Genomic DNA, 11,587 nt, shown 5'->3' on the forward strand with positions numbered 1-11,587 from the left:
CCGCTTGCCTCGACGCGCTTGATGATGATCGAAGGCTTGTCGAAGCCCTTGCCTGCAGCCATGATGCCACCCCTGTTCCTGTAGGGTGCAATGTCGCAACTGCGTTGATTACAAACAAGTTAACGCGTCAAATGCCATGCATTCCTGTTCAGTCATAGCGGCGACGATCCTCGATGACCTTTCCGTCATTGGGCAGGCTGCCCACCGGGACCAGCTGCACCTCGGCCTTCAACTTCAGCGTGTCCAGCACCGATGCTGCATAAGCGCCTCCGTCGGCGGCGGTTTCCAGTTGCACGGTCATCACGTCCATCTCGCCCTGACGGTCGGCAATGACGCGCGCGCGCGCGATCTCCGGGTGGCGCGACACCAGCGCCGCGACCTGTTCGGGACGCACGAACATGCCCTTGATCTTGGTTGTCTGGTCAGCCCGCCCCATCCACCCCTTGATGCGCATGTTGGTGCGCCCACAGGGGCTGGTGCCAGGCAGCACGGCAGACAGGTCGCCCGTGGCAAAGCGCAGCAGCGGATAGTCCGGGTTCAGCGTGGTCACCAGAACCTCGCCCACCTCGCCGTCGGGAACCGGATCGCCGGTGCCGGGGCGCACGATCTCGACGATCACGCCCTCGTCCACGATCATCCCTTCCATGGCGTCGCTTTCATAGGCGATGTTGCCCAGATCGGCCGTGGCATAGCATTGCCGCGTCGCGATCCCTTGGTCGGCATAGGCTTGGCGCAGCGACGGGAACAGCGCCCCGCCGCCCACGACGGCCTTGGTGAAACCCAACCGCTCGCCCATCTCGTCCGCGCGGTCCAAGATGACCTTGAGGAAATCCGGCGTGCCCGCGTAACAGGTCGTGCCGATATCGACGGCCGCGCGCACCTGCAATTCGGTCTGGCCCGTGCCTGCGGGCAGAACGGCCGCATCCACGGCCCGGGCACCGGATTCGAACATCATTCCCGCAGGTGTCAGGTGATAGCCGAAACAGTTCTGCACGATGTCGCCCCGGCCGACCCCTGCGGCATGCAAAAAGCGGCCCAAGCGCCACCAATCGCCATCGCGGCGCCCCGGTTCATAGATCGGGCCGGGGCTCTGGAAGATATGGTCGAACTCGGCCGCGAGACGGGTCGTATAGCCGCCAAAAGGAGGCGACTTGCGCTGCGCCGCCGACAGTTCGGCCTTGCGGATCACCGGCAACGACGCAAGCGTGGCACGGTCGATGACCGTCGCCGGATCCACGTCGCGCAGCAGGCGCGCCAAGGCGGGCGCGGTCTTGGCCCGACCGATCGCTGCGGGCAGCGCGCGTGCCAGAGCCTCGGCCCGCTCCGCCTCGTCGCGGGTTTCCAGTTCGTCGTAAAATGCCATGATCGCGTTCCTCAGGCCAGCCAGCGCTTGCGGCGGCGATAGCTGCGCACGTCACGGAACGACTTTCGTCCTTCGTCCGACATGCCCAGATAGAATTCCTTGACGTCCGGATTTTCGCGCAGCTGTGCGGCCGGACCTTCCATCACCACTCGGCCGTTTTCCAGGATATACCCCTGATGGGCAAAGCGCAGGGCCACGTTGGTGTTCTGTTCGGCCAGAAGAAAGGTGACCCCCTCGCCTTCGTTCACGGCCTTCACGATCTGGAAGATCTGCTCGACCAGTTGGGGTGCCAGGCCCATCGAGGGCTCGTCCAGCAGGATCATCGAAGGGCGGGACATCAAGGCGCGCCCCATCGCGCACATCTGCTGTTCGCCCCCCGACGTATAGCCGGCCTGACTGCGGCGCCGTTCGCGCAGCCGCGGGAAATAATCGTATACCATCTCCAGGTCACGCTTGATGGCGGCACTGCCGTCGCGGCGGGTATAGGCGCCGGTCAGCAGGTTTTCCTCGATCGTCAGGTGTTCGAAGCAGTGGCGGCCTTCCATCACCTGGATGATGCCGCGCTGGACCAACGCCGCCGGGTTCGACCCTGCCACGCTTTCGCCGCGATAGGTGATGGTGCCCTTGGTCACCTCGCCCCGTTCGCTGGCCAGAAGGTTCGAGATGGCCTTGAGCGTCGTTGTCTTGCCGGCACCGTTACCCCCCAGCAGGGCGGTGATGCCGCCCTTGGGCACGGTCAGGCTGACACCCTTCAGGACCAGGATGACGTGGTTGTAGATCACCTCGATGTTGTTGACGTCCAGCAGCGTTTCGGTTCGGTCGGCGTCGAACATGGCGGTCCCCCTTGGTGGAGCCCCGGCGGCAGTGCGCCGCCGGAGCCGTGACATCAGCAGTCGCGCGGCGTGATGCCCGCCTCGGTCGCATAGGCCTGGCTGTCTTCCTCGATCAGCGGCTGCACGACCTCCTGGTCGGGTTCGGTGAACTCGGTGATCAGGCTCCACTTGCCTTCGTCGGCATCCCATTGCTGGATGCGGGCCATGCCGCTGCCACCGTGATTTTCGCAGCTCAGCTTGATCTCGGGTCCGAAATCCGGCAGGCCGATCTCTTCCAGGCGGGCGGGCGTGATGTCGAGGTTCTCGAACCCCTCGCGCAGCTGCTCGGCATTGATGGCCGGCGTGCCGGCCAGTTCCTGCCCCTTCCGGATCGCTTCGGCGATGACCACGGCCGCATACATGCCGCGCGAATACACGGCCGAACCCACATGCTGCCCGCCCTGGCTGGCCTTGCCCGGGTCGATCACATGCGTCTTGAGGTCGTCATACAACGGATAGTCCATGCCGACGCCGTTGAAGGTCACCGACTTGTAGCCGTCGGCCCCCGCGCCCGCAGGCTGCACATCGATCTCCGAACCCGCCCACCAGATGCCGATGAAGTTCTCCATCGGGAAACGGATGTTCGCGGCTTCCTGAATCGCGACCTGGTTCATGACGCCCCAGCCGTACATGATGACATAATCGGGGCGGTCGCGGCGGATCTGCAGCCACTGGCTCTTCTGTTCCTGCCCCGGCGCCTCGACCGGCAGTTCGCTCAGGGTGAAGCCGTGCTTTTCCGACAGTTCCTGCAGGGTGCGGATCGGCTCCTTGCCATAAGCGCTGTTGTGATACACCAGCGCGATCTTCTTGCCTTCCAGACTGCCGTTGTTTTCATCCAGCAGATGCTTGATCGCGACCGACGCGCCGTCCCAATAGTTGGCGGGTGCGTTGAAGATCCATTCGAACACCTTGCCGTTCTTGGCCGAGGTCCTGCCATAGCCCGGCGTGTAAAGGACCTTCTTGTCCACAGAAACCTTGGGGATCAGCTGGTAAGTGATGCCGGTAGACAGCGGGTTGTACACCAGCGCCCCCGTGTCCTTGGTCGCTTCATAGCATTCGACGCCCTTTTCCGTGTTATAGGCCGTCTCGCATTCGGGCACTTGGATGCGCTCGCCGCCGATGCCGCCATCGCGTTCGTTCAACAGCGTGAAATAGTCGTTGAACCCGTCGGCATATTGGGTGCCGTTCGCCCCATAAGGCCCGGTGCGATAGCTGAGGTTCGGCACCACCAGATCGGCCATCGCGGGCGCTGCCGCCATGATGCCCGCCGCGACCAGTGCGGTCAGTTTCGTCTTCATCCGTATCTCCTCCCAAAGATGGAATGCGCCGGTTGCCCGGTCGTATGGTTCAGTGCGGGAACGGCCACAGGCGCAGCTTTTCCTTGGCCAGACGCCAGAGGCGCGCCAGCCCGTGCGGCTCGACGATCAGAAAGGCCACGATCAATGCGCCCACGATCATCAGTTCGATATGGGCGGCCAGGTCCGTGGGCCAGCCGAAGTTTCCGACCAGCACGTTCTTCAGCAGGACCGGCAGCATGACCATGAAGGCCGCGCCGGCGAAACTGCCGAAGATGCTGCCTAGTCCGCCGATGATGATCATGAACAGGACCAGAAAGCTCTTGTTGATGCCAAAGGCCTCGCCCACCTCGGCCGCGCCCAGATAGACCGCGAACAGCAGGGCGCCTGCGATGCCGATGAAGAAGCTGCTGACCGCAAAGGCCGACAGTTTGGCGCGCAAGGGGTCGACGCCGATGATCTCGGCCGCGATGTCCATGTCACGGATCGCCATCCATTTGCGCCCGATCGACCCGCGCGTCAGATTGCGCGCCACCCAGGCCAGCAGGAAAGCCAGCACCAGGCAGACGAGGTACTTGGCGGGCGCGCTGGTTGCGGGTCCGGTGACGGCATGGCCCAGCACGGTGCGCGTCGGCGCCGTGATCTGGCCCGAGGCCGAATAGTTGTAGAACCACGGCACCTTGTTGAACAGCCAAACCAGGAAGAACTGCGCTGCCAGCGTTGCGACCGCCAGATAGAAGCCCTTGATCCGCAGGCTGGGCAGCCCGAAGAGAACGCCCACCCCGGCAGTGATGCCGCCGGCCAGCAGGATGTGGATCAGGATGCTGATCTCGGGAAAGCTGGTCATCAGCTTGTAGACGGAATAGGCACCCACGGCCATGAAGCCCCCGGTCCCCAGGCTGACCTGCCCCGCATAGCCCGTCAGGATGTTCAGCCCCAAGGCCGCGATCGCATAGATCAGGAAGGGCACCAGGACCGCATTGGCCCAATAATCGTTGATGACAAAGGGAATGATCCCGAAGGCCACCGCCAGCAGCGCGTAATAGCCCCAGCGATCCAGCCGGATCGGAAAGGTCTGGCTGTCGTCGCGGTAGCTGGTCTTGAAGTCGCCCGCCTCACGATAGATCATCGCGCCTCTCCCTGATGTCTCGTTTCGGGGCAAGGCCCGTTGGGGATCCTGTTCGCCTTGGATGCGGCAGAAACCATGCTCAGACCCTCTCGATGATGCGTTCGCCGAACAGGCCCTGGGGTCGGAACACCAGGAAGATCAGCGCCAGAACATAGGCGAACCAGGTCTCGGTCGCGCCGCCGATCATGGGGCCCACCGTGAACTCGAACAGCTTCTCGCCCACGCCGATGATCAGCCCGCCCACGATGGCGCCGGGGATCGAGGTGAAGCCGCCCAGCATCAGCACCGGCAGCGCCTTGAGCGCGATCAGCGACAGGCTGAACTGCACGCCGGATTTCGTGCCCCACATGATGCCCGCGACCAGCGCGACAAAGCCCGCGATGGACCAGACCATGACCCAGATGAAGCGCAGGCTGATGCCCACCGACAACGCCGCCTGATGGTCGTCCGCCACGGCTCGCATGGCGCGCCCCTGCTTGGTGTATTGTGCAAAAACCACCAGCGCCGCGACCAGAAGGGCCGCGATGACCGTGGCCCAGATGTCCAGCCGGTCGATGAAGAAGCCATAGCCGAACCATTGTGCCGTGACGGCCTCGATCCCGTCCGAGATGCCCTGCGGCAGGCCCACGTCCAGCGTCTTGATGTCGGCACCCCACATCACGTCGCCCAGGCCCTCGAGGAAATAGGCCAGCCCGATGGTCGCCATGAACAGGATGATCGGTTCCTGCCCGACAAGGTGCTGCAGGACCAGTTTCTCGATCAGGAAGGCCAGCCCGATCATCACCACGGCCGTCAGCGCAATGGCAAGGACCGCAGGCACCGTCCAGCCAAAGCCGTGCAGATGCGTGCCGAAGGCGGCGTTGATCAGATGCGCAAAGGGCACCTGCCCGTTCTGGATGCCGACCAGCGTCAATGCGGCGAACAGCGCCAGCACGCCCTGGGCATAGTTGAAGACGCCCGAGGCCTTGAAGATCAATACGAAGCCCAGGGCCACCAGCGCATACATCACGCCGGTCATCAAACCGTTGAGGAACACTTCGCCCGCGAAGATCAGCTGGTCCATCACACGCCCCTCCGGATTGCTGCATCAGTCATGGGCCACCCCCAGATAGGCATCGATGACCTGCTGGTTGCGGCGCACCTCGTCGGGGGTGCCGTCGCCGATCTTCTTGCCGTAATCCATCACCACCACTCGGTCGGACAGATCCATGACCACGCCCATGTCGTGTTCGATCAGGCAGATCGTGGTGCCGAACTCGTCGTTCACGTCCAGGATGAAGCGGGACATGTCCTCCTTTTCCTCGACGTTCATGCCGGCCATCGGCTCGTCCAGCAGCAGCAGCTGCGGTTCGGCCGCCAGCGCCCGCGCCAGCTCCACCCGCTTCTTCAGGCCATAGGGCAGGCGTCCCACGGGTGTCTTGCGGATGTTCTGGATTTCCAGAAAGTCGATGATCCGTTCGACCGCTGCACGGTTCTCGTTTTCTTCGCGCTCGGCCTTGCCCCACCAGAGGGCCTGGGACAGGAAACTCGACTTCATCCGGTTCAGCCGGCCCGTCATGATGTTGTCCAGCACCGTCATCCCTTCGAACAGGGCGATGTTCTGGAAGGTGCGCGCGATGCCTAGGCGGGCCACCTGAAAGGGCTTCATCGGCGCGCGGCGCTGCCCTCTGAAGATAACCTCGCCCTCCTGGGGGTGATAAAAGCCCGAGATGACGTTCAGCATCGAGGACTTGCCCGCGCCATTCGGCCCGATGATCGCGCGGATCTCGCCTTGGCGGATGTCGAAGCTGATGTCCTTGATGGCCACGACGCCGCCAAAGCGCAGAGTGATGTTTTTCATCTCCATCAGCGTGCCGCCGATCTGGCGGCCGTCGTCGGTGACATAGCCTTCATGCGCCTGCATCATTGGGCGGCTACCTTCTGCTGAACCGCATCGCCGAAGACGCGCGCATCCTCGATCCGGAGCGTTGCGCTGATATGGCCCTTGCGGCCGTCCTCATAGGTGACCTCCGTCCGGGTGTGCACGCTGGACGAGCCGTCATAAAGCGCCTTGACCAAGTCGGCGAACTTTTCGGTGATGACGGCACGGCGAACCTTGCGGGTGCGGGTCATCTCGCCGTCGTCGGGGTCCAGCTCCTTGTGCAGCACCAGGAAGCGGTGGATCTGGCATCCCGACAGCATCGGGTCCTCGGCCACGGAACGGTTCACCGCCTCGACATGCGCCTTGAGGGTTGCATAAACCTGCGGATGCCCGGCCAGCTCCTGATAGCTGCCATAGGCGATGTTGTTGCGTTCGGCCCAGTTGCCCACGGCAGTCAGGTCGATGTTGATCATCGCGGTGCAGAAATCGCGCCCGTTGCCCAAGACCACGGCCTCCAGGATGTCGGGATAGAACTTCAGCTTGTTCTCGACATATTTGGGCGCGAACATCCGTCCGTCGGACATGCGGCCCACGTCCTTGGCGCGATCGATGATGCGCAGATGTCCCGTTCCTTCCTCGAAGAAACCGGCATCCCCCGTGGCCACCCAACCCTGCGGATCCTTGGTGGAGGCGGTGCTTTCCGCGTTCTTGTAATACTCGACAAAGGTGCCGGGGCTGCGGTAGTAAACTTCGCCATTCTCGCCGATGCGCACCTCCACGCCGGGACTGGGCACGCCCACCGTATCCGAGCGCACCTGCCCGTCCGGCTGCTGGGTGATGAAGACCGATGCCTCGGTCTGGCCGTAAAGCTGCTTCAGGTTGATGCCTAGGCTGCGATAGAAATCGAAGATTTCAGGGCCGATCGCCTCGCCCGCCGTATAGCCCACGCGCACCCGCGACAGGCCAAGCGTGTTCTTCAGCGGGCCAAAGACGAAGATCTTTCCCAGGCCATAGGCCACGCGGTCGCCCAGCGGCACCTTCTTGCCGTCCAGCAGGGCCGGCCCCGCGCGGCGCGCCGCCGCCATGCCGCGCCGGAACAGCCAGCGCTTGAGGCGGCCCGCATCCTCCATGCGGATCATCACTTGGGTCAGCTGGCCCTCGAAGACACGGGGCGGCGCAAAGAAATAGGTGGGCCCGATCTCGCGCATGTCGGTCATCATCGTGTGCGGGCCTTCGGGGCAGTTCACGGTAAAGCCCGACCACACCGCCTGCCCCACCGAAAAGATGAAGTCACCAACCCAAGCCATCGGCAGATAGGCCACGATCTCCTCGGCCTCGGTCAGGTGGTCGAATTCGGCGCTGTTCCTGGCGGTCTCGATGATGTTGCGATTGGACAGGACCACGCCCTTGGGCTTGCCGGTCGTGCCGCTGGTGTACAGCATCACGCAAGTGCTGTCGTAATCCAGTGCCGCGATCCGTCGGTCCAGCTCCGCGTCCAGCCGCGCGGCAGCGGCGCGCCCCCGCGCCTGCACCTGCGACAGCGCAGTCATGCGGCCCGTGTCGTATTTTCGCATTCCGCGCGGGTCGGTATAAACGATGCGGGCGCGGGTGCCGCTGGTTTCCTCGACCTCCTGCACCTTGTCCACCTGTTCCTGATCGCCGCAGATCACCAGGTGCGCGCCGCAATGGCCCAGCACATAGGCCATCTCTTCAGCCACCGCGTCCTGGTACAAGGGCACGGGAACCGCTCCGCACATCTGCACCGCAATCATCGCCCAGTAATGCGCCGGACGGTTGCGGCCGATGATCGCCACATGCGCGCCCGGCTCCAGTCCCAGTTCCAGCAGGCCCAGCGCCAGGGCGCGGATCTCGTCCGCGGCCTCGGCCCAGGTCCAGCTTTGCCAGATGCCGTATTCCTTTTCGCGATAAGCGGGCCGGTCACCGAACCGGGCCACGTTACGCGCCAGAAGCGCCGGCACGGATCGCAGATCCCCCAGGGGCGGTTGTTGCGTCATCTCTCCTCCCTTGGCACGCGGGGTGCCTGTCGCCGAAACCTCCCCGTTCCCGCGACCTCCTCACCATTCGGGGCAATCCTTGCGCCAGTTTTGCCTGAATCCAACAAAATGTTACGGCGCTTGCCGCAATTCATCACCCAATGATAGCCATGTGCACAAAGGAGACCCATGGATCAGCCCCCCGAAACACCCCCGCTGACCCGGGCCGAGATCCGGGCCGACCTGACGCGATCGGGTCTGAACCTGATCGGGCAGGCCTTGTCGATCTTTGATGCCGACCTTCGGCTGGCGGTCGCCAACAGCCAGTACCAGGCCATGTTCGGCCTGCCCGAGGCGCTGACCCGCCCCGGCGCCAGCTTCGAGGACACGATCCGTTTCCTGGTCCTGCGCGGCGAATACGGCCCGCAAGAGGATCCCGAGGCCGCCGTGGCCCTGCGCGTCGATCAGGCGCGCACCTTTCAGCCCCATTATTTCGAGCGCCAGCGTGCCGAGGGCCGCTGGATCGCGGTCGAGGGCGCCCCCCTGACACAGGGCGGCTGGGTCACCGTTTACACCGACATCACCGACATCAAGCAGCAGGAAGCCCTGCTGCGGGCGCGGTCGGACGCGCTGTCCGAACAAGTGCTGCTGAATGCCGAACGCCTCGCGGCCGCGAACCGGGCGCTGGCCGCGACGAATGCGGCCTTGTCCGAGGCCCAGCGCATCCTGACCCGCACCGAAGCCCGCACGCGCCAGGTAACCGAAATGGTTCCGGCGCATATCGCCCATATGGACAATCGGTTTCGCTATACCTTCTCGAACCGCCGCCTGGCCTCTATCTTTCCGGGGGCAGCCCGCGACATCGTCGGGCTGACGGTCGAACAAGCGCTGGGCAACGCCACCTTTGCCGCGTTGCTGCCCTGGATGACGCAAGCCCTGTCCGGCGAGCCGCAGGTTTTCGAGATCACGCACCCGACCTCGGGCCGCCGCATCCGCATCGCCTTGACGCCGGATGGCGAAGGCCGCGGCGTGTATATCCTGTCAACTGACGTGTCCGCCGAGGTGCAGGCGCGCGAAGCGCTGGTCCATGCGGGCAAGCGCAGCCTGGCGGCGCAGCTGACATCGGGAATGGCCCATGATTTCGGAAACCTGCTGACCATCATCCTGGGGCTGCAGGCGCGGCTGGCGGGGCGCGACCTGTCCGCCGATGCGGCCGAGGACGTGCAGGCGACTCTGGCGGCAGCCCGACGCGGCGCGGCGCTGCTTGATCGGCTGGCCCGAATTTCCGGGCCGCGGGATCCGGCGATGCAGCCCGTGGACCTGGCGGCACTCTTGTTGGAACTGGCGGCACTTGCCCGGCCCTCGCTGGCCGAGGGAAACACCCTGGATCTGGACCTGGACCTGCCGCCGGACCAGTTGCTGCTGGACCCGGGCGCACTGCAGGATTCGCTGCTGAACCTGATCCTGAACGCCGACGCAGCCATCCCGCCGCCGGGGCGGATCACGCTGCGCGGCACGCGCAACGGCGACTGGCTGGAACTGTCGGTCAGCGACACGGGTCCCGGCTTTACCGCCGAAGCGCTGTCGCGCGGGACCGAGCCGTTCTTTACCACGAAAAAGGGCCAGGGCTCGGGGCTGGGTTTGTCGATGGTTTACGATCAGACCAAGCTGATGGACGGCACGTTGCGCCTTGAAAATCCCGCCACCGGGGGGGCGAGGGTCACGTTGCGCCTGCCCTGGCGCGGCATCTCGCGCCAGATGGTGCTGCTGGTCGAGGATGACGACCAGATCCGCGCGCCTGTCCGCGATCAGCTGACCGGCCTTGGACATGCGGTCATCGAGGCTGCCTCGCTTGCCGAGGCGCGCGCGCTTCTGGATCTGCCCGGCCTGACGCTGGTCCTTTCGGACATCCAGCTGGGTGACGGACATGGACCCGATCTGGACACGCGCCTTCCAATGGTGATGATGACCTCGCTGCCCCCCGGCCATGCCTTGCGCGATCGCGCGACCGGCCCGGTGCTGACCAAGCCCTTCACGACGGCGCGCCTGGCCACGGCCCTGTCGGACGCCGTTAAAGAGGTTCCATGACCGACACCCCCCTGATCGCCATTCTGGATGACGAGCCTGAAATCCGCCGCCTGCTGGCGGGCGCGCTGGAACAGGCAGGCTTCCGCACGCAATCCTTCGCCCGTGCAACCGAGTTCGAGGCCGCGCTTCGCCGCATCACCCCCGACGCCTGTCTGATCGATCTTGGCTTGCCCGACCGCGACGGCCTGGCGCTGGTTCATCGCCTGGCCAGCGCGTCGGGGGCGGTCATCATCATCATTTCGGGGCGGGCGCAGGTGCAGGACCGGGTCACGGGGCTGGAACTGGGTGCCGACGACTACATCATCAAGCCGTTCGAACCCGCCGAGGTGGTGGCCCGCATCCGCGCCCGCCTGCGCCGTCCCGCGCAGGCGGCGGTGGCCCGTCCGCCTGCCGTCCGCTTTGCCGGCTGGACCGCAGATTTCGACCGCTATGTGCTGACTGCCCCGGACGGCACCGACACCCCCCTGTCCCATGCCGAAGCCGAGGTGCTGCGGCTGTTCACGGAAAACTCGCGCCGCCTGATCACCCGTGCCCAGATGCTGGAAACCTTGGGCGGCACGGCGGGCGACAGCTTTGACAGGGCAATGGATGTGCGGATTTCGCGCCTGCGCACCAAGATGGGCGAAGATCCCAAGAACCCCCGCCTGATCAAGACGATCTATGGCGCAGGATATATCTTTCTTGCGTCCATCGACTGATCGGCCTTTCGATGCTTTTTCAGGCAGACTGCCTGCGACTCGGCCAGTCCATGTAATGTCGCAGACAATTTCTCAACTTTCGTTGAAGTTGTTTATCCAGCTGCTATGGTTATCGCCTGACGGCGGCCAAGCTAGCATTTTCGGCCAGATATCAACAAGGCAGCCGTCAAGGCCCGGCCCGACCAAGAGGTTTCGATGCACAGCACCCCCCTGGAGGCGCATCCGGTTTCATCCGACCACGACACGCTGAACCCGGTCACGCCGCAGGAAAAGACTTGGGGCTGGTT

Annotated in this window: 9 protein-coding genes; 2 read left to right on the forward strand and 7 right to left on the reverse strand. The window is 64.4% G+C overall.

Going from position 1 to position 11,587, the window contains the following annotated elements; all coding sequences use genetic code 11:
* Positions 1–148 precede the first annotated feature (148 nt).
* The 7 genes from ACLHHB_RS15680 to ACLHHB_RS15710 all read right to left on the reverse strand — a co-directional run bounded on the left by ACLHHB_RS15680 (position 149) and on the right by ACLHHB_RS15710 (position 8,535).
* Positions 149–1,363 carry a phenylacetate--CoA ligase family protein gene (locus ACLHHB_RS15680; protein ID WP_410219217.1) on the reverse strand — a complete coding sequence of 405 codons (1,215 nt, stop codon included), beginning with the start codon at positions 1,361–1,363 and terminating at the stop codon, positions 149–151.
* An 11-nt stretch (positions 1,364–1,374) separates the two neighbouring features.
* On the reverse strand, positions 1,375–2,196 hold the full coding sequence (locus tag ACLHHB_RS15685) for an ABC transporter ATP-binding protein (protein WP_410219218.1): 822 nt from the start codon (positions 2,194–2,196) through the stop codon (positions 1,375–1,377).
* Positions 2,197–2,249: 53 nt separating this feature from the next.
* Positions 2,250–3,533: an ABC transporter substrate-binding protein gene (locus ACLHHB_RS15690; RefSeq protein ID WP_410219219.1), complete on the reverse strand. Its 1,284-nt coding sequence runs from the start codon at positions 3,531–3,533 to the stop codon at positions 2,250–2,252.
* Positions 3,534–3,582: 49 nt separating this feature from the next.
* Positions 3,583–4,659 carry a branched-chain amino acid ABC transporter permease gene (locus ACLHHB_RS15695; protein WP_410219220.1) on the reverse strand — a complete coding sequence of 359 codons (1,077 nt, stop codon included), beginning with the start codon at positions 4,657–4,659 and terminating at the stop codon, positions 3,583–3,585.
* Positions 4,660–4,738: 79 nt separating this feature from the next.
* Positions 4,739–5,725 carry a branched-chain amino acid ABC transporter permease gene (locus ACLHHB_RS15700; protein WP_410219221.1) on the reverse strand — a complete coding sequence of 329 codons (987 nt, stop codon included), beginning with the start codon at positions 5,723–5,725 and terminating at the stop codon, positions 4,739–4,741.
* Between the two features lie 21 nt (positions 5,726–5,746).
* A complete protein-coding gene (locus tag ACLHHB_RS15705) occupies positions 5,747–6,565 on the reverse strand; it encodes an ABC transporter ATP-binding protein (RefSeq protein WP_410219222.1) in 819 nt (272 codons plus the stop codon).
* The gene (locus tag ACLHHB_RS15710) at positions 6,562–8,535 is read right to left on the reverse strand and encodes an AMP-binding protein (protein ID WP_410219223.1); all 1,974 of its coding nucleotides are present in this window, start codon (positions 8,533–8,535) and stop codon (positions 6,562–6,564) included. The genes ACLHHB_RS15705 and ACLHHB_RS15710 overlap by 4 nt, the downstream gene beginning before the upstream one ends.
* A gap of 168 nt (positions 8,536–8,703) precedes the next feature.
* Here ACLHHB_RS15710 and ACLHHB_RS15715 point away from each other — a divergent pair, with 168 nt between their 5' ends.
* Together ACLHHB_RS15715 and ACLHHB_RS15720 are read left to right on the forward strand one after the other, a co-directional pair.
* The gene (locus tag ACLHHB_RS15715; RefSeq protein WP_410219224.1) at positions 8,704–10,602 is read left to right on the forward strand and encodes a PAS-domain containing protein; all 1,899 of its coding nucleotides are present in this window, start codon (positions 8,704–8,706) and stop codon (positions 10,600–10,602) included.
* Positions 10,599–11,300 (forward strand): response regulator transcription factor, encoded by a 702-nt coding sequence (locus tag ACLHHB_RS15720; RefSeq protein ID WP_410219225.1) that lies wholly within the window; start codon positions 10,599–10,601, stop codon positions 11,298–11,300. The genes ACLHHB_RS15715 and ACLHHB_RS15720 overlap by 4 nt, the downstream gene beginning before the upstream one ends.
* The last annotated feature ends 287 nt before the right edge of the window (positions 11,301–11,587 follow it).

It is taken from the genome of Paracoccus sp. (in: a-proteobacteria), assembly GCF_046462195.1.
Taxonomy (GTDB): Bacteria; Pseudomonadota; Alphaproteobacteria; order Rhodobacterales; family Rhodobacteraceae; genus Paracoccus.

What these genes read in the sequence shown, in the direction of transcription:
- ACLHHB_RS15680 (WP_410219217.1), bottom strand. Translation starts at nt 1,363, where the DNA reads ATGGCATTTTACGACGAACTGGAAACCCGCGACGAGGCGGAGCGGGCC.
- ACLHHB_RS15685 (WP_410219218.1), bottom strand. Translation starts at nt 2,196, where the DNA reads ATGTTCGACGCCGACCGAACCGAAACGCTGCTGGACGTCAACAACATC.
- ACLHHB_RS15690 (WP_410219219.1), bottom strand. Translation starts at nt 3,533, where the DNA reads ATGAAGACGAAACTGACCGCACTGGTCGCGGCGGGCATCATGGCGGCA.
- ACLHHB_RS15695 (WP_410219220.1), bottom strand. Translation starts at nt 4,659, where the DNA reads ATGATCTATCGTGAGGCGGGCGACTTCAAGACCAGCTACCGCGACGAC.
- ACLHHB_RS15705 (WP_410219222.1), bottom strand. Translation starts at nt 6,565, where the DNA reads ATGATGCAGGCGCATGAAGGCTATGTCACCGACGACGGCCGCCAGATC.
- ACLHHB_RS15710 (WP_410219223.1), bottom strand. Translation starts at nt 8,535, where the DNA reads ATGACGCAACAACCGCCCCTGGGGGATCTGCGATCCGTGCCGGCGCTT.
- ACLHHB_RS15715 (WP_410219224.1), top strand. Translation starts at nt 8,704, where the DNA reads ATGGATCAGCCCCCCGAAACACCCCCGCTGACCCGGGCCGAGATCCGG.
- ACLHHB_RS15720 (WP_410219225.1), top strand. Translation starts at nt 10,599, where the DNA reads ATGACCGACACCCCCCTGATCGCCATTCTGGATGACGAGCCTGAAATC.